This window comes from Shigella dysenteriae (assembly GCF_022354085.1).
GTDB classification, from domain to species: Bacteria; Pseudomonadota; Gammaproteobacteria; order Enterobacterales; family Enterobacteriaceae; genus Escherichia; species Escherichia coli.
Genome location: NZ_CP055055.1, coordinates 2,841,709 through 2,864,461, shown reverse-complemented (window position 1 = coordinate 2,864,461; position 22,753 = coordinate 2,841,709). Strand labels below are relative to the sequence as shown.

General features: G+C 47.1%; 24 protein-coding genes and 2 tRNA genes. 11 read left to right on the top strand and 15 right to left on the bottom strand.

What is annotated here, in order from left to right:
• Window positions 1–240 precede the first annotated feature (240 nt).
• Window positions 241–316, bottom strand: a tRNA-Asn gene (locus tag HUZ68_RS13870).
• Between the two features lie 100 nt (window positions 317–416).
• Window positions 417–1,214: a DgsA anti-repressor MtfA gene (gene mtfA, locus HUZ68_RS13865; protein WP_001302302.1), complete on the bottom strand. Its 798-nt coding sequence runs from the start codon at window positions 1,212–1,214 to the stop codon at window positions 417–419.
• A gap of 93 nt (window positions 1,215–1,307) precedes the next feature.
• On the opposite strand from mtfA, the gene HUZ68_RS13860 reads away from it, so the two are divergent.
• Window positions 1,308–1,397 (top strand) — tRNA-Ser (locus tag HUZ68_RS13860).
• A 569-nt stretch (window positions 1,398–1,966) separates the two neighbouring features.
• Here the strand turns inward: HUZ68_RS13860 and HUZ68_RS13855 are convergent.
• From HUZ68_RS13855 to hiuH, 5 genes are all read right to left on the bottom strand, one after another.
• A complete protein-coding gene (locus HUZ68_RS13855; RefSeq protein WP_001079074.1) occupies window positions 1,967–2,497 on the bottom strand; it encodes a cytochrome b in 531 nt (176 codons plus the stop codon).
• A gap of 342 nt (window positions 2,498–2,839) precedes the next feature.
• Window positions 2,840–3,490 (bottom strand): metal-binding protein ZinT, encoded by a 651-nt coding sequence (gene zinT / locus HUZ68_RS13850; RefSeq protein ID WP_001007805.1) that lies wholly within the window; start codon window positions 3,488–3,490, stop codon window positions 2,840–2,842.
• Window positions 3,491–3,746: 256 nt separating this feature from the next.
• A complete protein-coding gene (gene msrQ, locus HUZ68_RS13845; RefSeq protein WP_033814605.1) occupies window positions 3,747–4,382 on the bottom strand; it encodes a protein-methionine-sulfoxide reductase heme-binding subunit MsrQ in 636 nt (211 codons plus the stop codon).
• Window positions 4,383–5,387 carry a protein-methionine-sulfoxide reductase catalytic subunit MsrP gene (gene msrP / locus HUZ68_RS13840; protein ID WP_112925010.1) on the bottom strand — a complete coding sequence of 335 codons (1,005 nt, stop codon included), beginning with the start codon at window positions 5,385–5,387 and terminating at the stop codon, window positions 4,383–4,385.
• 108 nt (window positions 5,388–5,495) lie between these two features.
• The gene (gene hiuH / locus HUZ68_RS13835; protein WP_000920132.1) at window positions 5,496–5,909 is read right to left on the bottom strand and encodes a hydroxyisourate hydrolase; all 414 of its coding nucleotides are present in this window, start codon (window positions 5,907–5,909) and stop codon (window positions 5,496–5,498) included.
• A 132-nt stretch (window positions 5,910–6,041) separates the two neighbouring features.
• On the opposite strand from hiuH, the gene hprR reads away from it, so the two are divergent.
• Together hprR and hprS are read left to right on the top strand one after the other, a co-directional pair.
• Entirely contained in the window at window positions 6,042–6,713 is a 672-nt protein-coding gene (gene hprR / locus HUZ68_RS13830; protein WP_239594232.1) for a response regulator transcription factor HprR, read from the top strand.
• The gene (gene hprS, locus HUZ68_RS13825; RefSeq protein WP_033810931.1) at window positions 6,713–8,071 is read left to right on the top strand and encodes a two-component system sensor histidine kinase HprS; all 1,359 of its coding nucleotides are present in this window, start codon (window positions 6,713–6,715) and stop codon (window positions 8,069–8,071) included. The genes hprR and hprS overlap by 1 nt, the downstream gene beginning before the upstream one ends.
• A 107-nt stretch (window positions 8,072–8,178) precedes the next feature.
• Here hprS and hchA read toward each other — a convergent pair whose 3' ends face one another.
• From hchA to ompC, 3 genes are all read right to left on the bottom strand, one after another.
• A complete protein-coding gene (gene hchA, locus HUZ68_RS13820) occupies window positions 8,179–9,030 on the bottom strand; it encodes a glyoxalase III HchA (protein ID WP_000218212.1) in 852 nt (283 codons plus the stop codon).
• A 380-nt stretch (window positions 9,031–9,410) separates the two neighbouring features.
• Window positions 9,411–10,108 (bottom strand): IS1-like element IS1B family transposase gene (locus tag HUZ68_RS13815; RefSeq protein ID WP_095033700.1). Its coding sequence is split into 2 segments (ribosomal slippage): window positions 9,411–9,859 and window positions 9,859–10,108, totalling 699 coding nucleotides; the frame shifts between segments, so codons are not numbered across the junction.
• Window positions 10,109–10,398: 290 nt separating this feature from the next.
• Complete coding sequence (gene ompC / locus HUZ68_RS13810; RefSeq protein ID WP_000824414.1) at window positions 10,399–11,586, bottom strand: porin OmpC; 1,188 nt, start codon at window positions 11,584–11,586, stop codon at window positions 10,399–10,401.
• Between the two features lie 650 nt (window positions 11,587–12,236).
• Between ompC and drpB the strand changes: the two genes are divergently transcribed.
• The 4 genes from drpB (at window position 12,237) to vsr (ending at window position 15,189) form a co-directional block, all read left to right on the top strand.
• Complete coding sequence (gene drpB, locus HUZ68_RS13805; protein WP_243044669.1) at window positions 12,237–12,518, top strand: cell division protein DrpB; 282 nt, start codon at window positions 12,237–12,239, stop codon at window positions 12,516–12,518.
• Window positions 12,519–12,557: 39 nt separating this feature from the next.
• Window positions 12,558–13,253 carry a phosphohydrolase gene (locus HUZ68_RS13800; RefSeq protein ID WP_032281083.1) on the top strand — a complete coding sequence of 232 codons (696 nt, stop codon included), beginning with the start codon at window positions 12,558–12,560 and terminating at the stop codon, window positions 13,251–13,253.
• A gap of 66 nt (window positions 13,254–13,319) precedes the next feature.
• The gene (dcm, locus tag HUZ68_RS13795; RefSeq protein WP_001157247.1) at window positions 13,320–14,738 is read left to right on the top strand and encodes a DNA-cytosine methyltransferase; all 1,419 of its coding nucleotides are present in this window, start codon (window positions 13,320–13,322) and stop codon (window positions 14,736–14,738) included.
• Window positions 14,719–15,189 (top strand): VSPR family DNA mismatch endonuclease, encoded by a 471-nt coding sequence (gene vsr, locus HUZ68_RS13790; RefSeq protein WP_016236726.1) that lies wholly within the window; start codon window positions 14,719–14,721, stop codon window positions 15,187–15,189. Before dcm ends, vsr begins: the two co-directional genes overlap by 20 nt.
• On the opposite strand, the gene yedA is transcribed toward vsr, so the two are convergent.
• Window positions 15,178–16,098, bottom strand: coding sequence for a drug/metabolite exporter YedA (yedA, locus tag HUZ68_RS13785; RefSeq protein WP_033814607.1), 921 nt, complete (start codon window positions 16,096–16,098; stop codon window positions 15,178–15,180). The genes vsr and yedA overlap by 12 nt on opposite strands.
• Window positions 16,099–16,270: 172 nt before the next feature.
• On the opposite strand from yedA, the gene HUZ68_RS13780 reads away from it, so the two are divergent.
• The 3 genes from HUZ68_RS13780 to dgcQ all read left to right on the top strand — a co-directional run bounded on the left by HUZ68_RS13780 (window position 16,271) and on the right by dgcQ (window position 19,314).
• Complete coding sequence (locus tag HUZ68_RS13780; RefSeq protein WP_029392990.1) at window positions 16,271–17,188, top strand: DUF808 domain-containing protein; 918 nt, start codon at window positions 16,271–16,273, stop codon at window positions 17,186–17,188.
• A 78-nt stretch (window positions 17,189–17,266) separates the two neighbouring features.
• Window positions 17,267–17,449 carry a YodC family protein gene (locus HUZ68_RS13775; protein ID WP_000009306.1) on the top strand — a complete coding sequence of 61 codons (183 nt, stop codon included), beginning with the start codon at window positions 17,267–17,269 and terminating at the stop codon, window positions 17,447–17,449.
• A 170-nt stretch (window positions 17,450–17,619) separates the two neighbouring features.
• On the top strand, window positions 17,620–19,314 hold the full coding sequence (gene dgcQ / locus HUZ68_RS13770) for a cellulose biosynthesis regulator diguanylate cyclase DgcQ (protein ID WP_077696296.1): 1,695 nt from the start codon (window positions 17,620–17,622) through the stop codon (window positions 19,312–19,314).
• On the opposite strand, the gene HUZ68_RS13765 is transcribed toward dgcQ, so the two are convergent.
• Complete coding sequence (locus HUZ68_RS13765; RefSeq protein ID WP_000491522.1) at window positions 19,311–20,126, bottom strand: mannosyl-3-phosphoglycerate phosphatase-related protein; 816 nt, start codon at window positions 20,124–20,126, stop codon at window positions 19,311–19,313. The genes dgcQ and HUZ68_RS13765 overlap by 4 nt on opposite strands.
• A gap of 298 nt (window positions 20,127–20,424) precedes the next feature.
• Window positions 20,425–20,652, bottom strand: a complete 228-nt coding sequence (yodD, locus tag HUZ68_RS13760; protein WP_000844800.1) for a peroxide/acid resistance protein YodD — start codon at window positions 20,650–20,652, stop codon at window positions 20,425–20,427.
• 162 nt (window positions 20,653–20,814) lie between these two features.
• Between yodD and dsrB the strand changes: the two genes are divergently transcribed.
• The gene (gene dsrB, locus HUZ68_RS13755) at window positions 20,815–21,003 is read left to right on the top strand and encodes a protein DsrB (RefSeq protein WP_000867217.1); all 189 of its coding nucleotides are present in this window, start codon (window positions 20,815–20,817) and stop codon (window positions 21,001–21,003) included.
• 43 nt (window positions 21,004–21,046) lie between these two features.
• Here the strand turns inward: dsrB and rcsA are convergent, their stop codons facing one another.
• Together rcsA and fliR are read right to left on the bottom strand one after the other, a co-directional pair.
• A complete protein-coding gene (rcsA, locus tag HUZ68_RS13750; protein ID WP_000103994.1) occupies window positions 21,047–21,670 on the bottom strand; it encodes a transcriptional regulator RcsA in 624 nt (207 codons plus the stop codon).
• Between the two features lie 289 nt (window positions 21,671–21,959).
• Entirely contained in the window at window positions 21,960–22,745 is a 786-nt protein-coding gene (gene fliR, locus HUZ68_RS13745) for a flagellar biosynthetic protein FliR (RefSeq protein ID WP_000983999.1), read from the bottom strand.
• Window positions 22,746–22,753 lie beyond the last annotated feature (8 nt).

The following is a 22,753-nucleotide window of genomic DNA, read 5'->3' as shown; positions in this document are numbered from 1 at the left end:
AATATGATTGAAAATTAATAACTTTTCGTTAGGCAGTTTTGGGTGTGAGTTGCAAGAGGGGAGACTACTGAATAACTCAAGTTTTATAATCGAGGGGAAAATGGTGATGGCATTCATAGCAAAACGCCCTCAACCATAAAGGTCGAGGGCGCATAAGATGTTAAAAACCCGCTATCCGTTAAAAAACAATGTTCAACTAAGGTCAGTGACATTGCGCTAAAAAAGCGAATTTTTAGAATTTGGCTCCTCTGACTGGACTCGAACCAGTGACATACGGATTAACAGTCCGCCGTTCTACCGACTGAACTACAGAGGAATCGTGTGAACGGGGCGCATATTACTTAGCGGTACCTTGTCTGTCAACACTAAATTTCATAAGTCATTTCAATTGGTTAATTAATCTGCAAAGTTGTTAATTAATGAACATTCGTCGCCGAAAACGAGTCTGTATCATTAGCGTGATGCAGTCTCTGCAAAGGATCTTGTTGATAAAATTGGCAGAAACGTTGCCACAATGAAGGGAAACGAGGAGCAAAAAGTTCTGGGGCGCTAAAGAAATATTCAGAAAGTACGGCAAAACATTCAGCAGGATCACTGGCAGCATAAGCATCAATGCTCGCCGCATTCTCGCCAACCAATTCGATTTCTTCCTGAATGTTGTTCATTGCAGCATGAAGATCGTGTTCCCAGCCAGCAACCTCACGCAACGGAATAAAGGGAACTCCGCTGGCACGATCGCCGTTACGGGTGTCCAGCTTATGAGCGACTTCATGAATAATCAGGTTAAAACCAGAAGCATCAAAAGAATCTTGTATATCCAACCAGTTCAAAACGATAGGCCCTTGCTGCCAGCTCTGACCTGACTGAACAATACGTTGGTTATGCACCAGACCGATATCGTCTTCCCATTCATCATCGACCACAAATGGCGCAGGATAAATTAAGACTTCATGAAAACCATCCAGCCATTCCAGTCCTAACTCCAGAACGGGTAGGCAAAATAGAAGTGCTATCCGGCAGCTTCTTAATGAATCCAGTTCAAAGCCCTGTAAAGGAACAAGCCGCTTTTGCTGTAAAAAACGTTCGGCAAGAGTGACTAATTTGCTTTGTTCCTGTTCCGTCAGACACGTTAAAAGGGGGATCGATAGTGCTTCCTGCCAGGGAAGGGCAGTTTGATGTGCTGATTCTTGTACTTTCCAGGGCCACTTAATCATCGTTTTGCTCGCAAACTCGTCACTTGAACAAAATTGCACGGACAGGGACTGTTAAAATGCCAAATTTCCTGGCATCATGGCAACCATCTGAACGGAGAGATGCCGGAGCGGCTGAACGGACCGGTCTCGAAAACCGGAGTAGGGGCAACTCTACCGGGGGTTCAAATCCCCCTCTCTCCGCCACTTTATCAATGACTTATCTCCCGACTTCCCGCCTTGCTTTTCCTAAACAGAACAATCGTAGAATATTCTTGAAGGGTTAGATCGTCACTGTTTTCTGTTCGATACTGTGACATTCAGCACTTGATTCGCTATGGATCTGACAGGAAGCTTTCGAGCGAAAATGTGCAGTTATTCAGTCGTTTTCTTATCGCTCACCATTATTCTTTTAGACATTCATCCTATGAAACTGCCGCAAAGTTGGTGGTGGGAACCGAAGTTGCGTAGAGAAGGGGTCAATAATTGAGTCAAAAAAGGAACGCGGCCGTCAGATTAAAGCCGCGGGACAAAGTCCATAATTTCCAAGAGTTGTTGAATTTCCCAGCTTTTTTGAAAGCCTTTGTATCATACTAACAAGTAAAAAAGGTTTAAATACCAAAATTAACCTGTATTTTTGATAAGTCTTACCATTGTACGATTTACACAGTTTCTGCTCCTCCTTGTTGATAGTGGAAAGGGTGCATTGTGCACTTGCGTAAACATTTATGACGCGTTGATGTCCATGGTTCACATTTCCTTGTCAGGGGATCGACTTATTTGCGGCGAGGCATCATTCGTAACAGAGTATTATCTTTCTGAATGTAGTGATGAAAGAGTGCTGCGCCAGCGTGAGCTGCGATTAAAAAGTAGCCTATATTTGCCCAGGTTTCGTGAATATTTTTTATCAGTGCTTTAATTTCGCTGTTTGGGGTAACAAAGGGAGACACATTGAAACCAAGGAAACTCCACGATTTTCCACTGTAAGCCATCAAAGCAATCCCCAGCAGAGGAAGTGCAAGGAAGGTTATATAAAGCATGATGTGCATTAGCGAAGCCGCTTTCATTTGCCAGGCAGGTGGCGGTGGCACAATAGAAGGATCACTATAACGGTGTTTTATAATCAGGCGTGAAAACATTAACACCCAAACGAATATACCCGCATTGTAATGTGTTTCTCGCATCAGCAGATAAGTACTACTACCTTTAGGAAACCAGCCACGGAGTTCCATCGCGGCATAGGTTATTGCAACGAAAAGCAGCGTTATCCAATGTAAATAAATTTGAGTTTTTGAGAATCGGTTCATTTTTGTAGCTCCTGTAATTTTCACAGTCAAGCTATCCCACGAACCTTAAAAATTCCTTATACAGATGTGGTTTTAAGAATTTGTTATTTAAAAAATTGATAGTGCACATTGTAACCAGCCAATATAAGCAATGGCGTGAGCACAGGTATCTTTCTCTGTTGGCCGTATTGTGTATGGAATCCGTTATTGATTAACTCAATGCGGGTTAGCTTATTAATATACAGACACGACATAGTGATGAGCGTGTCTGTAGCTAGCTTGCGTTCAGTGGCGTTTGTGGATGGACCAGTGGCAGTTATGATGACTTACTAAAGCGGCATCGAGGCGTTATCATGAGAATACTCAATGAGACATCATTTCCTCGACCACTTCTTCGCTACTCAACTGATATGGATAATACGTTGGCCAGTTTTCCATTTCATTTAATAAAGATTGCTGTGAATCATTACCCATAAAAATGTGAAAATGAGATGATTTTCGTGGTGCAATTATATGATCGCTAAATTGTATATATTTAGGGGCTTTGCTTTCAGGATCTTTACATTCGAATAAGTAACGAACGCCTTTCTTGCCTGATTTATAGGTGAGTATTTTGTATCCATCGTAATCATATTTACAGGATGTTGTTTCATTATTTCTATGGAATTCAACAATGCCGTCCTCAATGCCAATCATCTCGATATCTGTTGCATAACCTTTGTGATAATAATCTTTAATTTCAGCAAATGTTTTAGTTTTATCTGCATCCGCTTTCTTCTGAAAGACGGGGTCAAGTTTGCCACTTTGCAGTAAAGGATAAACGGATTGCCAGACTCCATCCCAGTCACTGAGCGTTCGGTTTTGTACATTGGCATCATCAAAAACACCATTAGCAGCTTTTTGTTCGACCTCTGTTAAGGGTTTGCCGTGTGAGTGATGACCATGCGAAAAGGCAGGAGCGCTAACAATAAAGACACCTAAAGCAACAGCCAGTTTGTAAAGACGAATCGCCAAAACAGTTTCCTCCAGAGTTAATGTATATGATGTGTAATGTTATATTGTAACATATAGCAAAATGCAACAACTCTTAGGAAACGAGAGCATGGCTTTCTCAGTTCTACTTATCTATCTTATTGAAATAAAGTAAATTATTTTGGTGATTTGAGGTTGATGACAAACGAAACATAACCTGATGCGATCTGTGTATGCCGGATAGGGCGCTCGCGCCACATCCGGCAGGGATAACGCGTACTTTGTCGGCAATATGAAGTTATACAGATAATTTGTTGTGAACCTGCTTGCGTAACCGGTTAAAAAGGGAACGCAACTTCTTATACCGTAAGGCTAAAAGCAGTACAGCCAGCCCAGCGTAGATGAGCGGCTGCGGTGAAATAATCTTCACTGACCACAGATAATGTATTGGGGCCAGGATCGCGACAAGATAGACGAAATTATGCAACTGTTGCCAGTGCTTGCCGAGTTTTCGCTGCATCGCCAGGGTTGAAGTAAACGCTAAAGCAAGCAAAATAACCCAGCTGATAATTCCTAACGTTAAATAAGGCCGGGTAATTAACTCCTTGCCTAATAACGCCAGATTATTCACGCCCAGCTCCAGCAATGCGTAACTGGTTAAATGCAGTGTCGCCCAGGCAAAGCACCATAAGCCTAACAGGCGGCGAGTGCGTATCAATAACGGCTGTTTTGCGTAGCGTGCTAGAGGTGTGATTAACAAGGTCGCCAGCAAAAATTTCAGTGCAGTGCGACCGGTAAAATGCTGAATATCTTTCACCGGATCGGCACCCAGTCCACCGTGATTGATCGCCCAGACCAGCCAGAGAAACGGCAACAATCCGGCAAGATGCAGGCAAACTTTCAGCCATGTCACCTGTTTTGCTGTCAGACGCATTCAGAAATTCTCCCGCAAATCCAGGCCACGATACAGCGATGCCACCTGGTCGGCGTAACCATTAAACAGTAGCGTTGGCTGGCGCTGTACATCGAGGATGCCGCCTGAACCAATAAATCGTTCGGTAGCCTGTGACCAGCGCGGGTGATCAACATGCGGATTAACGTTGGCGTAAAAACCGTATTCGTCAGGCGCTGCCAGATTCCAGGTGGTTGGCGGACGCTCGCGGGTCAGCTTAATACTGACTATCGATTTAATCCCTTTAAAGCCATATTTCCACGGCACAATCAGTCGCACTGGCGCGCCATTTTGTGGCGGTAACGCCTTGCCATAAACACCTACGGTCATCAGTGTGAGCGGATGCATTGCTTCGTCGAGACGCAATCCTTCGACATAAGGATATTTCAGCCCACCGCCGATAAAGCGGTCCTGCTGGCCTGGCATCTGTTCCGGTGCATAAATTGTTTCGAAAGCGACATACTTCGCATTGCTGGTGGGTTCGGCAAGCGCCAGCAATTTGTGCAGCGGAAAACCAATCCACGGCACCACCATCGACCACGCTTCCACGCAGCGCATACGATAAATACGCTCTTCCAGCGGGAAGCGACCGGTTAAGTCATCATGATCGAGGGTCAATGGTTTTGCCACTTCGCCGCTGATTTTCAGTGTCCATGGATCGGTTTTCAGGCTACCAGCATTAGCGGCGGGATCGGCTTTATCCAGCCCGAATTCATAGAAGTTGTTATAACCGGAAACTTTATCTGCTGGCGTCAGTGGCAGGTTATTTTGCCAGGCGGCAGGCTTGCTGAACTCCAGCGCTTTTCCGGCGGGGGCGGGCGGGCGATCGTTCCCTTTAAACCAGCTAAGCAGATCGGCATGCGCAGCGTGAGGCAAAGAAAGTGCAGCTGCACTGATGCCCAGTGCTTTTAACACCTGCCGACGCTTCATAAAGAATACCGACTCGGCCGTAACATCTGATTCTTTTAAAAATTGATTCTTTTTCATAAGCCATCACACTTTTTTGTCGTTAGCCAGCAAGAGCCGTTTACTGTTAATCTGTCAGGGAGTGTCCTCCCTAACAGTAGCAGAGATCTGCTTTTACATATTTATGCATTAACTGCCACGATAGGTTGAATACCCATATTGGCTAAGTAATAAAGGCACATGATAATGCTCGTTCACTTTATTAATATGAAATTCAACGGGGATCTCAGGGAAGAAACTTTCAAGATTTTGTTTCTTGAAATAGTCCCCGGTTTTAAATACGACACGGTAATCGCCCGTAGTTGCAGTTTGCTCGGGCCACAGTGCCTTAATTCGTCCATCCTTATCTGTTTTGGCGGTATTAAGTTGTAACCAGCCGTTGTCCGCTTTCTTTTCAAGAGTGACTGTCACGTCGGCAGCGGGTTTTCCTGTTTGCTGGTTCAAAATGTGCACGCTAAGAATGTTTTGTTGTGCAGCATAGACCAAAGAAGGTAATGAAAATGCAGCCGTTACTACGGAGAGTACTAAATAACGCTTTAACATGTTTATATCCTTGTCATGTGAATGAGTTTTGAGGATAGCGAAAAAGCGTCCAGGGTAACCTTACAGCAGCATTACAATTTTGTAATGAACCAGGCTGTTTCTATAACATATGATTTATGGCATATTATTTTCATGAAGATTTTACTTATTGAAGATAATCAAAGGACCCAGGAGTGGGTAACGCAGGGGCTTTCCGAAGCGGGTTATGTCATTGATGCCGTTTCTGATGGCAGAGATGGGCTTTATCTTGCGCTGAAGGATGATTATGCATTGATCATTCTGGATATTATGCTTCCGGGTATGGATGGCTGGCAGATCTTACAAACGTTAAGAACAGCAAAGCAAACCCCTGTTATTTGCCTTACTGCAAGGGATTCTGTCGATGACAGAGTCAGAGGGCTGGACAGTGGGGCAAATGATTATCTGGTAAAACCTTTTTCATTTTCTGAGTTGCTGGCAAGGGTTCGGGCACAATTAAGGCAACATCACGCTTTGAATTCAACATTAGAAATCAGCGGCTTAAGAATGGACTCTGTTAGTCAAAGTGTGAGCAGGGACGATATCAGTATTACACTGACGCGCAAGGAGTTTCAGTTACTTTGGCTACTGGCCTCCAGAGCTGGCGAAATTATACCCAGAACGGTTATTGCGAGTGAAATTTGGGGAATCAACTTTGATAGTGATACCAATACGGTGGACGTCGCCATTCGCAGGCTCCGCGCAAAAGTTGATGATCCTTTTCCTGAAAAGCTAATCGCCACAATCCGGGGGATGGGCTATTCATTCGTAGCGGTAAAAAAATAATGAAAAGATTATCTATAACCGTCCGTTTAACCTTGCTTTTTATATTGCTGCTGTCTGTTGCTGGCGCTGGAATTGTCTGGACTCTCTATAATGGCCTGGCAAGTGAGTTGAAATGGCGCGATGATACAACACTCATTAACCGGACAGCACAGATCAAGCAGTTGTTAATTGATGGGGTAAATCCAGATACGTTACCTGTATACTTTAACCGGATGATGGATGTTAGTCAGGATATCTTGATCATTCATGGTGATGGCATCAATAAAATTGTTAACCGGACAAATGTCAGTGATGGCATGTTAAATAACATACCTGCTAGTGAGACAATCAGCGCAGCTGGCATTTACAGAAGCATTATTAATGACACAGAGATAGATGCTTTACGAATTAATATTGATGAAGTTTCGCCATCATTAACGGTTACTGTGGCTAAATTGGCTTCAGCCAGACATAACATGCTTGAACAGTATAAAATCAATAGCATTATAATTTGCATTGTCGCCATTATACTGTGCTCAGTATTAAGTCCGCTGTTAATCCGAACGGGGTTACGAGAGATCAAAAAGTTGAGTGGTGTAACGGAAGCGCTGAATTATAACGATAGCCGAGAGCCTGTTGAGGTTAGCGCATTACCGAGAGAACTAAAACCTCTTGGGCAGGCGTTGAATAAAATGCATCATGCTTTAGTCAAAGATTTTGAGCGTCTAAGTCAGTTTGCTGACGATCTCGCTCATGAACTTAGAACGCCAATTAATGCATTACTGGGTCAGAATCAGGTTACGCTCAGTCAAACCAGAAGTATCGCTGAATATCAAAAAACAATTGCCGGAAACATTGAAGAGCTGGAAAATATTTCGCGGTTAACAGAGAACATACTGTTTCTTGCCAGGGCAGATAAAAACAATGTTTTGGTGAAGCTGGACTCGCTTTCTCTCAATAAGGAAGTCGAAAATTTGTTGGACTATCTTGAATATCTTTCAGACGAGAAAGAGATTTGCTTTAAGGTCGAGTGCAATCAGCAAATCTTTGCGGATAAAATTTTACTGCAACGAATGTTATCGAATCTTATTGTTAACGCTATTCGATATTCGCCAGAAAAATCGCGTATTCATATAACCAGTTTTCTTGATACCAACGGATCTCTTAATATTGATATCGCCAGCCCTGGAACGAAAATTAATGAGCCTGAAAAACTCTTCCGTAGATTTTGGCGGGGAGATAATTCGCGTCATTCCGTAGGTCAGGGACTTGGTCTTTCTTTAGTCAAAGCGATTGCCGAATTACATGGGGGAAGTGCTACGTATCACTATCTCAATAAGCATAATGTGTTCCGGATTACGTTGCCGCAAAGAAATTAACATAGGGCTTCAGTACGCCATAAATTAACCGTGAAAAAACGCAGCCACGTCGTGAGTACTAACGCGGCCGCGATTGATTATGCGCTTACATTCAAACGTAACAGGGATTAACCCGCGTAAGCTGCCAGCATTTCCTGCGCCGCCAGTTTACCCAACGCATTCGCTGCAAAAGGACTGTCGCCGGTGAGAAGTTTACGGTCCTTATGTACTCGCCCGGTGATGTCGTCATTAATGATATTCATGCCCATTTTCTTCAGTTCTTCGCCGAAGTACCAGGTGAGATGACCCGGCATATAGCCAATCTCTGGCGTTTGTTTGTCTGCGGCGTCTGGGAATGCGCAAATGGAATAACCATTCAGTGGGTTATCGCCGTGGCGAAGCGCCAGAAAAGCCGCCGGGCCGTGGCAAAGGGAGATAACAAAACGGTCATTTTTGATTGCCCACTGTAAAGCGGCAGCCACGTCCTGGCTTTCAGGTAAACCAATAAGTGCGCCATGACCACCAGGAACAAAGATTGCTGCATATTCGCTATCAGCGTTGAGGCTGGCGACGACATCCGCGAGTTTCTTCGGATTGCGGAACAACGATTTATGCTGCTCAAAGAATGGCATTACTTTTTCATCTTTGTGCGGCATAGCCCAGTATTCAAACTTGGTCATCAGACCGGAAATGGTCGCCACTTCGAATTCGAAACCTGCAGCATGGAGATGATACAACGGCAGCAACGTTTCAATCGGATGGTTACCGGTCGAGAACAGCTTTCCGTTATCGGTCGGCAAATAACGTTCGTCCGCGGCGATCACCAGAATTTTATGTTTACCGCGATACGGTTTTGGATAGTCCACGCCATCAAGATCAGAGACAGGACTGGTATATTGGCTAAGCGAATATTCTGAAGGGAAGAATGCATTATCTTCAGCAATATCGACCTGCGGATTTTTACTTGTTTGAACAGTCATAGTGTATTCCTTATTGTTGCTTAGTTAGGGTAGTCACTATATTTGCGACTGAGCTGGTCGCTATTTTTAACCAGGCTGGAAAATTGAGTCAATATATCGAAAGCGGTAGTCGGCGGGTGTAAGTATGTAATGATGATGCTGCACTGGTGTTGAATATTATTCACGCCAAATTTTCCTTATTGAGTAACGTCGTCGCAAGTGGCATCAATGATTTTAGACCATTATCAGAGGTACGGGGCGGCGGAGAGAGATTTAGTGCTGTGGAATATTGTGGTGCTGATGAATATTTATATCGCGGATTGGTAGAGAAAAAGCTTATTTCATGCACTATTTTTGCAAATATTTCTATATGGGAAGCGTGTTTGGGTAATGACTCCAACTTATTGATAGTGTTTTATGTTCAGATAATGCCCGATGACTTTGTCATGCAGCTCCACCGATTTTGAGAACGACAGCGACTTCCGTCCCAGCCGTGCCAGGTGCTGCCTCAGATTCAGGTTATGCCGCTCAATTCGCTGCGTATATCGCTTGCTGATTACGTGCAGCTTTCCCTTCAGGCGGGATTCATACAGCGGCCAGCCATCCGTCATCCATATCACCACGTCAAAGGGTGACAGCAGGCTCATAAGACGCCCCAGCGTCGCCATAGTGCGTTCACCGAATACGTGCGCAACAACCGTCTTCCGGAGCCTGTCATACGCGTAAAACAGCCAGCGCTGGCGCGATTTAGCCCCGACGTATCCCCACTGTTCGTCCATTTCCGCGCAGACGATGACGTCACTGCCCGGCTGTATGCGCGAGGTTACCGACTGCGGCCTGAGTTTTTTAAATGGCGGAAAATCGTGTTGAGGCCAACGCCCATAATGCGGGCGGTTGCCCGGCATCCAACGCCATTCATGGCCATATCAATGATTTTCTGGTGCGTACCGGGTTGAGAAGCGGTGTAAGTGAACTGCAGTTGCCATGTTTTACGGCAGTGAGAGCAGAGATAGCGCTGATGTCCGGCGGTGCTTTTGCCGTTACGCACCACCCCGTCAGTAGCTGAACAGGAGGGACAGCTGATAGAAACAGAAGCCACTGGAGCACCTCAAAAACACCATCATACACTAAATCAGTAAGTTGGCAGCATCACCGCGTGTTTGTTACGGATTAATTCATAAAGAAATGCATTTGGGTGTTAGCTTGAAGAGTAGCTGGTTGATGTTATTGTGCCAGGAGGGGCAGGCTAAGGTGCTGTATCGATATGCTTCGGCAATTGCGTGTGCCGCAGATGGAGATGAAATGCCAATAAAAAAGCCTGAGTTCGATGAGGGACGAACTCAGGCTAGTGTTCAGTTTTACAGTAACACGCCGCGGCGCGTTGGCTGATTAGAACTGGTAGACTAAGCCCACAGCCACGATATCATCGGTAGCGATGCCGTTTTCTTTGTAGAAGTCGTCGTCGTTGTCCAGCAGGTTGATTTTGTAATCAACATAAGTGGACATGTTTTTGTTGAAGTAGTAGGTCATACCAATATCAACATATTTAACCAGATCTTTGTTGGTGTAATGATGATTACCCTGGCTGTCGAAGTTATCACTATTTACACCGCCTAAATCCTTACCTTTAGATTGCAGGTAAGCGATGGACGGGCGCAGACCGAAGTCGAACTGATACTGAGCAACAACTTCAAAGTTTTGGGTTTTGTTAGCGATGGCATCAGCATCACCGTAACCAGTCATGTTACGGGTTTCAGCATACATAGCTGCTAAGTAAACGTTATTAGCGTCGTATTTAGCACCAACGGTCCATGCTTCTGCTGTTTCACCGCCAGCAGTTGCATCGAAGCGATCTCCATAACGAGTGTTATGAGTACCTTTGTGAACCTGATTGTCGGTACGGTCAGAGTTAGAGTAAGCAGCGCCCAGACTTAAACCAAAGTCAAAGTCATAGGAAGTGGACATACCGTAACCGTCGCCGTTCTCTTTAGCAAGTTTACGTCCATTACCGTTACCTGAACCTTCTTGATCAAATAATCCGCTTTTCTCGTTGTTACCCTGATACTGGAGTGCAAAGTTCAGACCATCAACTTGACCAAAGAAACCATTGTTACGATAGGTTGCTACGCTGTTAGCACGACCGTTCATGAAGTTGTCAGCGCCAGCATAGGTATCTCCACCAAATTCTGGCAGCATATCGGTCCATGCTTCTACGTCATATACGACACCGTAGTTACGACCATAGTCGAAAGTACCATTCTGACCAAAGCCGAAACCTGCAAATGCCAGACGCGTTGCGGTATTACCCTTGTCGCTTTCAGGACCGTTTGCGCCAATGTTAAATTCCCACTGACCATAACCAGTGAACTGGTCAGCGATCTGGGTTTCACCTTTGAAACCGATACGGGCATATGACATGTCGCCATCACTGCCAGAGTCATCAGAGAAGTAGTGCAGACCCGCTACTTTTCCGTACAAATCCAGTTTATTGCCATCTTTATTATAGACTTCAGCCGCATTTGCTGCGCCAGCAACTAATAACGCCGGGACCAGCATTGCCAGAACTTTTCTTTTCATTATGTATTCCCTTGTGATTATAATCTTCATGAATATATCAATAAGTGCCGTTATCCAAAAAAAAGCACATTTGGATACTATTCTATGAAGTTCATTTTATTTTAAAGATTACATGTAACAAATATATTTAAAAGATTTCAAAATGTTTCTAATCTATTTAATATAATTCAGAATTATGAATTCCAAATATAAATATTCATGAAGATTATAAATGCATATCAATAAGTTATGAGTTGAACGGAAAGATAGGGAGTATCAATGATTGTTGCGCTAAACGGCTGGTGTGATCACGAGCACATTAATGAAGGCATAAAAAAAAGCCGGCATCATGCCGGCCCAAAAAATATAAACAAGACGATAAAAGGCTAATAACGGAGGCATCATGACACAGAAAAATAAAAAGGTATAATTGTATTCAGTGCTAATATATTGATTAAATGAATTAATAAAGCCGATATCAAAGATAAATAAAATCGCTCAAAACGATTTTTCCTGTATTCACTGCCGTTGCGCATAATTTATCTATTTGTTCAAAAAATGATTGAGTCTTGACTGGCTCATTCAATGTGGAAAAATGTGACTTTTATCACATAATAGTACTAAGTCTGAATTTTCCGGGTTATCTCAAAATGGAATACGGTTCGACAAAGATGGAAGAGAGACTCTCTCGCAGCCCTGGCGGCAAACTGGCTTTGTGGGCTTTCTATACATGGTGTGGCTATTTCGTCTGGGCAATGGCGCGTTACATCTGGGTGATTAGCCGGATCCCCGATGCCCCCGTGTCGGGATTTGAAAGCGATTTAGGCTCTACCGCGGGAAAGTGGTTAGGGGCACTGGTCGGATTTTTATTTATGGCTCTGGTCGGGGCATTGTTAGGCAGCATTGCCTGGTACACCCGACCTCGTCCCGCACGTAGCAGACGCTATGAATAAAAACTGCTAAGGTGGCGACTCTTTGGCAACGGAGCGCGTATGGACTTACAACACTGGCAGGCACAGTTCGAAAACTGGTTGAAAAACCATCATCAGCACCAGGACGCGGCCCATGACGTGTGTCATTTTCGCCGCGTCTGGGCTACGGCACAGAAGCTGGCGGCAGATGACGATGTCGATATGCTGGTGATTTTAACAGCCTGTTATTTCCACGATATTGTGAGCCTGGCGAAAAATCATCCGCAACGGCAGCGTTCTTCAATCCTGGCGGCAGAAGAGACGCGTCGCCTGCTCCGTGAAGAGTTCGTGCAATTTCCGGCGGAGAAAATTGAGGCCGTTTGTCATGCCATTGCCGCTCACAGTTTCAGCGCGCAAATCGCCCCCTTAACCACGGAAGCTAAAATTGTCCAGGATGCGGATCGGCTGGAAGCCCTGGGGGCGATTGGCCTGGCACGTGTGTTTGCCGTTTCAGGGGCATTGGGCGTGGCGCTGTTTGATGCCGAAGATCCGCTCGCACAGCATCGCCCGCTTGATGATAAACGTTACGCGCTGGATCATTTCCAGACTAAGTTGCTGAAGCTACCGCAAACCATGCAAACCGTAAGAGGCAAGCAGCTGGCGCAGCACAACGCGCATTTTTTAGTCGAGTTTATGGCGAAGCTCAGTGCCGAACTGGCGGGGGAGAATGAAGGTGTCGATCACAAGGTGATAGATGCGTTTTCACCCGCGGGCTGAGCGCGTGGCCCTAAATGGCTGTAATTATGTTAACCTGTCGGCCATCTCAGATGGCCGGTTAAATCTATGCAGGAAAATATATCAGTAACCGATTCATACAGCACCGGGAATGCCGCACAGGCAATGCTGGAGAAACTGCTGCAAATTTATGATGTTAAAACGCTGGTGGCGCAGCTTAATGGTGTGGGTGAGAATCACTGGAGCGCGGCAATTTTAAAACGTGCGCTGGCGAATGACTCGGCATGGCACCGTTTAAGTGAGAAAGAGTTCGCCCATCTGCAAACGTTGTTACCCAAACCACCGGCACATCATCCGCATTATGCGTTTCGCTTTATCGATCTATTTGCCGGAATTGGCGGTATCCGTCGCGGTTTTGAATCGATTGGCGGACAGTGCGTGTTTACCAGCGAATGGAACAAACATGCGGTACGCACTTATAAAGCCAACCATTATTGCGACCCGGCGACGCATCATTTTAATGAAGATATCCGCGACATCACCCTCAGCCATAAAGAAGGCGTGAGTGATGAGGCGGCGGCGGAACATATTCGTCAACACATTCCTGAACACGATGTTTTACTGGCCGGTTTCCCATGTCAGCCATTTTCGCTGGCTGGCGTATCGAAAAAGAACTCGCTCGGGCGGGCGCACGGTTTTGCCTGCGATACTCAGGGCACGCTGTTCTTTGATGTGGTGCGCATTATCGACGCGCGTCGTCCGGCGATGTTTGTGCTCGAAAACGTCAAAAACCTGAAAAGCCACGACCAGGGTAAAACGTTCCGCATCATCATGCAGACGCTGGACGAACTGGGCTATGACGTGGCTGATGCAGAAGATAACGGGCCGGACGATCCGAAAATCATCGATGGTAAACATTTTCTGCCGCAGCACCGTGAACGCATCGTGCTGGTGGGTTTTCGTCGCGATCTTAATCTGAAAGCCGATTTTACTCTGCGTGATATCAGCGGATGTTTCCCTGCGCAGCGAGTGACGCTGGCGCAGCTGCTGGACCCGATGGTCGAGGCGAAATATATCCTGACGCCGGTACTGTGGAAGTACCTCTATCGATATGCGAAAAAACATCAGGCGCGCGGTAACGGCTTCGGTTATGGAATGGTTTATCCGAACAATCCGCAAAGCGTCACCCGTACGCTGTCTGCGCGTTATTACAAAGATGGCGCGGAAATTTTAATCGATCGCGGATGGGATATGGCCACGGGTGAGAAAGACTTTGACGATCCGCTGAATCAGCAACATCGTCCACGTCGGTTAACGCCTCGGGAATGCGCGCGCTTAATGGGTTTTGAAGCGCCGGGAGAAGCGAAATTCCGCATTCCGGTTTCGGACACTCAGGCCTATCGCCAGTTCGGTAACTCGGTGGTCGTGCCGGTCTTTGCCGCGGTGGCAAAACTGCTTGAGCCAAAAATCAAACAGGCGGTGGCGTTGCGTCAGCAAGAGGCACAACATGGCCGACGTTCACGATAAGGCCACTCGCAGCAAAAATATGCGCGCGATTGCCACGCGTGATACGGCGATTGAGAAGCGCCTCGCCAGTCTGTTAACCGGGCAGGGCCTGGCGTTTCACGTTCAGGACGCCAGTCTGCCCGGACGCCCGGATTTTGTCGTTGATGAATATCGCTGCGTGATATTTACCCATGGCTGCTTCTGGCATCATCATCACTGCTATCTGTTTAAAGTGCCTGCGACTCGAACCGAGTTCTGGCTGGAGAAGATAGGTAAAAATGTTGAGCGCGATCGCCGCGATATCAGTCGCTTGCAGGAACTCGGCTGGCGCGTATTGATTGTCTGGGAGTGCGCGTTACGTGGGCGCGAGAAGCTGACGGATGAAGCGCTTAGCGAGCGTCTGGAAGAGTGGATCTGCGGCGAAGGTGCCAGCGCGCAGATCGACACGCAGGGGATTCATTTACTCGCTTGATGCGTCCTGAATAACTGGCGCAACTACGGGTTTTGCCGGGAAGAGATATTTTCCCAACGTGACCAGTACCACCGCGAAGACAATTACGCCGAGCGCCAGCCATTCAATCTTCGACAGCGTCTCTCCACCCAGTCCCGTACCCAGCAAGACCGCGACCACCGGGTTAACGTAAGCGTAGCTGGTGGCGAGAGCCGGACTGACGTTGCGGATTAAATACATATAAGCGTTGATGGCGATAATCGAACCAAACAGCGCCAGATAGCCGACCGCAAGGAAGCCTGAAAGGGAAGGGAGCGCCGTCAGTTTTTCACCTGCAATCATCGACGCGATCATTAACACCACGCCAGCCGCCAGCATCTCAATCGCACCCGCCATCATCCCTACAGGTAAGGTAATGCGCGAGCCATAAACTGAGCCAAACGCCCAGCTAATCGAGCCGATTAAAATCAGAATCGCGCCCCACGGATTGCCGCTTAAATTTCCACCGCTATTGAGCATGATGATTCCGGCAAGCCCAATGGCAATACCCACCCATTCCAGTTTGCGCGTTTTAATGCCAAACAGGCGGCTGAAGCACAGGGTAAAGAGGGGCACGGTTGCAACCACTACGGCGGCGATGCCGGAAGGAACATTTTGATGTTCGGCAACCGTCACCATGCCATTACCGACAGCCAGCAATAACAGGCCAATCAGCGCGGCATTGAACAGCGGACGTAGCGGGGGGAGCTTGTGTCCGCGCAGTAGCAAAAATGCCAGCAATAAAATACCGGCTGCCAGGAATCGAACGCCCGCCATCATTAACGGAGGCCAGCTTTCCACGCCAATCCGAATGACAAAATAGGTTGAGCCCCAAATGATATACAACGCAAACAGCGCGCCAAAAAGCGGTAACAACTGGCGGAAACGCATAATCCCTCACGGTGGAAATAAAAAGGTGGTTCATAGTAAACGTGAAAATCATTCTGCTGGCGAGAGATATAATTGCACTTGATTGTTAAAAAAATGTTGACCTGTGAAGCAAGTATCAGAGCTGCCGTTTTTGCTTCATACTTACACCCTTCAACAATAAAAATGAGAGGGAATGCTTTTGGCCGGGAGTAGTTTACTGACGTTGCTCGATGATATCGCCACACTGCTGGACGATATCTCCGTGATGGGCAAACTGGCGGCGAAGAAAACCGCCGGTGTATTAGGGGATGACTTATCGCTCAATGCGCAACAAGTTTCAGGCGTGCGGGCCAACCGGGAACTTCCCGTGGTCTGGGGCGTGGCGAAAGGATCGCTGATCAATAAAGTGATTCTGGTGCCACTGGCGCTGATTATCAGTGCGTTTATCCCGTGGGCGATTACGCCTCTGTTGATGATTGGTGGCGCGTTTCTCTGCTTTGAAGGGGTAGAGAAAGTGCTGCATATGCTGGAGGCGCGTAAACATAGAGAAGATCCGGCGCAGAGCCAGCAGCGTCTGGAGAAGCTGGCGGCGCAGGATCCGCTGAAGTTTGAAAAGGACAAAATAAAAGGGGCGATTCGTACCGATTTTATATTGTCTGCGGAAATCGTCGCCATCACGCTGGGGATTGTGGCCGAAGCGCCGTTGCTTAATCAGGTGCTGGTGCTTTCAGGCATAGCGCTGGTAGTGACCGTGGGCGTCTACGGTCTGGTAGGGGTTATCGTTAAGATTGATGACCTGGGGTATTGGCTGGCGGAAAAATCCAGCGCGCTGATGCAGGCATTAGGTAAAGGATTATTGATTATCGCGCCCTGGCTGATGAAAGCGTTATCGATTGTCGGCACGCTGGCGATGTTCCTCGTCGGCGGCGGGATTGTGGTACATGGTATTGCGCCGCTGCATCACGCCATTGAACATTTCGCCGGGCAGCAAAGTGCAGTGGTGGCGATGATATTACCGACTGTTTTAAATCTGATTCTTGGATTTATCATCGGCGGCATCGTGGTGCTGGGAGTGAAAGCCGTAGCGAAAATGCGCGGTCAGGCACATTAATACTCGCACAGGCTATTATGCAAAATTCGCCATCTTCAACTAAGGTGAACAAGTTTCACTCGAAAAAAGGAGGCGAGTATGAGCTTTATGGTTAGTGAGGAAGTTACGGTTAAAGAGGGCGGCCCGCGGATGATTGTCACTGGATACTCCAGCGGTATGGTTGAGTGTCGTTGGTATGACGGTTACGGGGTCAAGCGGGAAGCTTTTCATGAAACCGAGCTTGTTCCGGGGGAGGGGAGTCGTCCTGCGGAAGAAGTTTGAAAGGGTATCATTAAGACCAGGCCGGATCACATCCGGCCTGGTGTGCCAATGCCTGCAATGAATGATAGTCGCGTCTTATCATGCCACCATTATAAAATTATCGCTGTTTTGCGGTACGCTATCGCCAGGTTATGCCAGAATCATAAAAAAGCAGGTGGGGAGTCGTCAGGGTGCAGCACGAGACAAAAATGGAAAACCAGAGCTGGTTGAAAAAACTCGCACGCCGCCTGGGGCCTGGTCATATCGTTAATCTCTGCTTTATCGTGGTATTGCTTTTTTCCACCTTGCTGACCTGGCGTGAAGTGGTAGTGCTGGAAGATGCCTATATCTCCAGCCAGCGTAATCATCTGGAAAACGTAGCCAACGCGCTCGATAAGCATTTGCAGTATAACGTCGACAAACTGATCTTTTTGCGTAATGGCATGCGCGAAGCTCTCGTAGCGCCACTGGATTTCACCTCTCTGCGTGATGCTGTAACCGAGTTCGAACAGCATCGCGACGAGCACGCCTGGAAAATCGAACTCAACCGACGGCGCACCCTGCCAGTCAATGGCGTGTCGGATGCATTAGTCAGCGAGGGGAATCTCCTGTCTCGCGAAAATGAAAGCCTCGACAATGAAATTACCGCTGCACTGGAAGTTGGTTACTTGCTGCGACTAGCGCACAACTCCTCGTCGATGGTTGAACAGGCGATGTATGTCTCGCGTGCCGGATTTTACGTTTCGACGCAGCCGACCTTGTTTACGCGCAATGTCCCGACGCGTTATTACGGCTATGTCACCCAACCCTGGTTTATCGGCCATTCACAACGAGAAAATCGTCACCGCGCGGTACGCTGGTTCACTTCGCAACCGGAACACGCCAGCAATACTGAACCGCAGGTTACCGTCAGTGTTCCGGTAGACAGTAATAACTACTGGTATGGCGTGCTGGGGATGAGTATTCCCGTGCGTACTATGCAGCAATTTTTAAGAAACGCCATCGATAAAAACCTCGATGGTGAGTATCAGCTCTATGACAGTAAGCTGAGATTTTTGACCTCTTCCAATCCTGACCATCCAACAGGGAATATTTTTGATCCTCGTGAACTGGCCATGCTGGCGCAGGCAATGGAACATGACACGCGGGGCGGCATTCGTATGGACAGTCGCTATGTTAGCTGGGAACGTCTGGACCATTTCGACGGTGTGCTGGTGCGCGTCCATACGTTAAGCGAAGGCGTGCGCGGCGATTTCGGCAGTATCAGCATTGCATTAACCCTGCTGTGGGCGCTCTTTACCACCATGTTACTCATCTCCTGGTATGTGATTCGCCGGATGGTCAGCAACATGTATGTTCTGCAAAGCTCGTTGCAGTGGCAGGCGTGGCACGACACCTTAACGCGTTTATATAACCGTGGCGCACTGTTCGAAAAAGCCCGTCCGCTCGCGAAATTGTGTCAGACGCACCAACATCCTTTTTCTGTCATTCAGGTCGATCTTGACCATTTTAAAGCGATTAATGACCGCTTTGGTCATCAGGCGGGCGACCGTGTTCTTTCTCATGCTGCCGGATTAATTAGCAGTTCCTTGCGTGCGCAGGACGTTGCCGGGCGGGTCGGTGGTGAGGAGTTTTGTGTGATTCTGCCAGGCGCGAGTCTGACGGAGGCTGCGGAAGTCGCAGAACGTATTCGCCTGAAGTTAAATGAAAAAGAGATGTTGATTGCTAAGAGTACGACGATACGCATCAGTGCCTCGTTGGGGGTAAGTAGCAGCGAGGAAACCGGTGATTATGATTTTGAACAACTCCAGTCACTGGCCGACCGTCGGCTTTATCTCGCTAAACAGGCCGGGCGTAATCGGGTATTCGCGAGCGATAACGCTTAACGGGCGGAGAAAAAATGGTCCAGCCCTTCACGCCATCCTTCCGGTCCTTCACGCTGCGTTCGCCAGACGCGGGCCGGATCCTCATCATGCAGATGCACCCCTTCACGGTTTAGCCCTTTCACAATCACCGCGTAATCCATTACCTCCAGTAAGGGCGCATCGTTTGGCCCATCGCCCAGGCCAAGTGTGGTTGGGCGTTTGCCTGACAATTGTTGATAGGTCGCGATAATCCAGTTGGCAGCCTGATCTTTTCCGGCAGAGGCATCCAGGACGTGCCAGAAGCGCGCACCTTGCATAAACTGTAAGCCCAGTTCGTTCAGACGAGCGGTAAATTGTGCCATACGCTCGTCACTGTCGCGCCAGATTAGCGTTACCGACGCCTCATGAAGCTGCGTCAGCGCCGCCTGGCTACGGCTTAATCCCGTCCATTCGGCGATGGTTGCATCGTCGACATCATCAAAAGTCGTGAATTTAAAATGTTCTTTCTCGCGTAGCGTATTTAAAACCTGGCTGATTTCGCCATGGCTAATACCTGAGATGATGCGTGGAAAACCGTCTATCTCCTGCCATTGCTCAGCAAGCTGGATCACTGCGCCATTTTCGGCAATCAGCGGTAAACCTTGTAGCCCCAACGTTTTTTGCAAGTACAGCATTTCCGCTGATGTTTTACTGCTACAGAGAATGACGGGAACATTTGCTTCGCGTAAACGGGTGAGCCAGGGGGCTGCCGGTTGCCAGTCATAACTATGACTGTCCAGCAGGGTGCCATCAAGATCGCTAAAAACCAGTAGTGGTTGTTGAATTGAAAACATAGTCGCGCAGTACTCCCCTTACCAGGATGATTCTCAAAACAGCACAAATTATCAAAGATGATTTTTTTCGGGAGCGATCCCGCTGACGCCAGAGCCACCAAGGGGTGACGTGCGTCACATTTCTATTCATAAGTAGCGTTAATCATTCATATGGCGAATATTTTCTTGTCAGCGAAAAAAATTGCGGATAAGGTGATGAACACATCAGATTTCCTGGTGTAACGAATTTTTTAAGTGCTTCTTGCTTAAGCAAGTTTCATCCCGACCCCCTCAGGGTCGGGATTTTTTTATTGTGCATTCAACGATTCACTTCAGAGACGCTGAAGTCATGAATATCCAGTTCGAAGGCATCCGCCAATTCACGCCATGTATGATATTCACGTCCATCGACGCTAACGTGTTCAGAATCGTTCTGGCTGCGATGAACTTCGCTTTCGCTAATTTCATTGATCGCCGCCAGCAGGGCATCGACATCGACGCTGACCTCACGTTTTGCGGTATCGCTGTACTCTTTTGCGGTTTTCATCATCTTTCCTCGCAACCGTTACTCTGTTGTTGCCGCCAGTCGTTAAGTCCGCCTGGCATCTCTTAAGTATAGACCGTCGAGAAAATCAGCACTCGCGCGCGCCTGGCGCTGCCAGAAAAACGAAATTGTTCTACACTGGCACAAAGCCACAGGAGGAAAACGATGAAGGTGAATGATCGGGTAACAGTCAAAACGGATGGCGGTCCGCGTCGTCCTGGCGTGGTACTGGCAGTTGAGGAGTTTAGTGAAGGCACAATGTACCTGGTTTCGCTGGAAGACTACCCGCTCGGCATCTGGTTCTTTAATGAAGCAGGGCATCAGGACGGTATCTTTGTGGAGAAAGCAGAGTAATCTAATTCAGCCTGACTGGTGGGAAACCACCAGTCAGAATGTGTTAGCGCATGTTGACAAAAATACCATTAGTCACATTATCCGTCAGTCGGACGACATGGTAGATAACCTGTTTATTATGCGTTTTGATCTTACGTTTAATATTACCTTTATGCGATGAAACGGTCTTGGCTTTGATATTCATTTGGTCAGAGATTTGAATGGTTCCCTGACCTGCCATCCACATTCGCAACATACTCGATTCGGTTCGGCTCAATGATAACGTCGGCATATTTAAAAAAGAGGTTATCGTTGTCTCTTTTTTCAGAATATCGCCAAGGATATCGTCGAGAGATTCCGGTTTAATCGATTTAGAACTGATCAATAAATTTTTTCTGACCAATAGATATTCATCAAAATGAACATTGGCAATTGCCATAAAAACGATAAATAACGTATTGGGATGTTGATTAATGATGTGCTTGATGCGCTGACTGTTAGAAGCATCATGGATGAAACAGTCCTCATTAATAAACACCACTGAAGGGCGCTGTGAATCACAAGCTATGGCAAGGTCATCAACGGTTTCAATGTCGTTGATTTCTCTTTTTTTAACCCCTCTACTCAACAGATACCCGGTTAAACCTAGTCGGGTGTAACTACATAAATCCATAATAATCGTTGACATGGCATACCCTCACTCAATGCGTAACGATAATTCCCCTTACCTGAATATTTCATCATGACTAAACGGAACAACATGGGTCACCTAATGCGCCACTCTCGCGATTTTTCAGGCGGACTTACTATCCCGTAAAGTGTTGTATAATTTGCCTGGAATTGTCTTAAAGTAAAGTAAATGTTGCGATATGTGAGTGAGCTTAAAACAAATATTTCGCCGCAGGAGTATCCTGGAAGATGTTCGTAGGTATTATTTTTCGGATAATCCTTAGGATAACATGATAAACGTTACGGAATTATATTAATGGCAATTCACTAATAATATCAGCCAGCAAATTAAACATCTCACTGAATAAATGTTCGCAAAAAGGCGCAATTAACGGCATTAATGCCGCCATTAAAGAGATACCGACAGTCAGAGTTAATGGAAATCCAATAACAAAAATGGATAATTGCGGGGCCATACGATTCAGTAAACCTAATGCCAGATTCAGGGTCAGCAGCAGAGTAATGAGCGGTAACGCCAGCATCAGCCCGTTAAGGAAAATCAAACTCCCTGCTTTGGTGAGTGCCAGAAACGCATTGCTGTTCAACGGTTCGCCACCAATCGGCAGGGTGTGAAAGGTATCGACCAGCAGTGAAATCAACCATAAATGACCGTTAAATGTCAGGAACAGCAGTAACGCCAGCATATCCATGATACGCGCTAAAACGGGCATATTGAGATGGCTGGCCGGATCGACAAACGTCGCAAATGACAGCCCCATTTGCAGACCGATAATTTCGCCAGCGGTTCGCACAGCGGCAAAGGCAAATTGCATGGTAAAACCAAGCGCAATGCCGATCAGGATCTGCTGCACGGCCAGCCACAGAGCAAAGAACGAAAAAACAGGAACATCGTTGGCAGGTAATGATGGGGCAATGGCGAACGTGATCATCATTGCCAGCCCCAGTTTTACCCGTTTCGGCACGCTGCGTTCGCTCAGAATAGGTGCGGTAGAAATGAGCGCCAGCACGCGCAGTAACGGCCAGAAGTACAGGCTTAACCAGGATAGCCATTGTTCGCTTGTCACCTGCATCATTGTTCGGC

Bases quoted from the DNA above. Each gene is read 5' to 3' on its own strand.
- mtfA (WP_001302302.1), bottom strand. From the start codon at position 1,214: ATGATTAAGTGGCCCTGGAAAGTACAAGAATCAGCACATCAAACTGCC.
- HUZ68_RS13855 (WP_001079074.1), bottom strand. From the start codon at position 2,497: ATGAACCGATTCTCAAAAACTCAAATTTATTTACATTGGATAACGCTG.
- msrQ (WP_033814605.1), bottom strand. From the start codon at position 4,382: ATGCGTCTGACAGCAAAACAGGTGACATGGCTGAAAGTTTGCCTGCAT.
- msrP (WP_112925010.1), bottom strand. From the start codon at position 5,387: ATGAAAAAGAATCAATTTTTAAAAGAATCAGATGTTACGGCCGAGTCG.
- hiuH (WP_000920132.1), bottom strand. From the start codon at position 5,909: ATGTTAAAGCGTTATTTAGTACTCTCCGTAGTAACGGCTGCATTTTCA.
- hprR (WP_239594232.1), top strand. From the start codon at position 6,042: ATGAAGATTTTACTTATTGAAGATAATCAAAGGACCCAGGAGTGGGTA.
- hprS (WP_033810931.1), top strand. From the start codon at position 6,713: ATGAAAAGATTATCTATAACCGTCCGTTTAACCTTGCTTTTTATATTG.
- hchA (WP_000218212.1), bottom strand. From the start codon at position 9,030: ATGACTGTTCAAACAAGTAAAAATCCGCAGGTCGATATTGCTGAAGAT.
- ompC (WP_000824414.1), bottom strand. From the start codon at position 11,586: ATGAAAAGAAAAGTTCTGGCAATGCTGGTCCCGGCGTTATTAGTTGCT.
- drpB (WP_243044669.1), top strand. From the start codon at position 12,237: ATGGAAGAGAGACTCTCTCGCAGCCCTGGCGGCAAACTGGCTTTGTGG.
- HUZ68_RS13800 (WP_032281083.1), top strand. From the start codon at position 12,558: ATGGACTTACAACACTGGCAGGCACAGTTCGAAAACTGGTTGAAAAAC.
- dcm (WP_001157247.1), top strand. From the start codon at position 13,320: ATGCAGGAAAATATATCAGTAACCGATTCATACAGCACCGGGAATGCC.
- vsr (WP_016236726.1), top strand. From the start codon at position 14,719: ATGGCCGACGTTCACGATAAGGCCACTCGCAGCAAAAATATGCGCGCG.
- yedA (WP_033814607.1), bottom strand. From the start codon at position 16,098: ATGCGTTTCCGCCAGTTGTTACCGCTTTTTGGCGCGCTGTTTGCGTTG.
- HUZ68_RS13780 (WP_029392990.1), top strand. From the start codon at position 16,271: ATGCTTTTGGCCGGGAGTAGTTTACTGACGTTGCTCGATGATATCGCC.
- HUZ68_RS13775 (WP_000009306.1), top strand. From the start codon at position 17,267: ATGAGCTTTATGGTTAGTGAGGAAGTTACGGTTAAAGAGGGCGGCCCG.
- HUZ68_RS13765 (WP_000491522.1), bottom strand. From the start codon at position 20,126: ATGTTTTCAATTCAACAACCACTACTGGTTTTTAGCGATCTTGATGGC.
- yodD (WP_000844800.1), bottom strand. From the start codon at position 20,652: ATGAAAACCGCAAAAGAGTACAGCGATACCGCAAAACGTGAGGTCAGC.
- dsrB (WP_000867217.1), top strand. From the start codon at position 20,815: ATGAAGGTGAATGATCGGGTAACAGTCAAAACGGATGGCGGTCCGCGT.
- rcsA (WP_000103994.1), bottom strand. From the start codon at position 21,670: ATGTCAACGATTATTATGGATTTATGTAGTTACACCCGACTAGGTTTA.
- fliR (WP_000983999.1), bottom strand. From the start codon at position 22,745: ATGATGCAGGTGACAAGCGAACAATGGCTATCCTGGTTAAGCCTGTAC.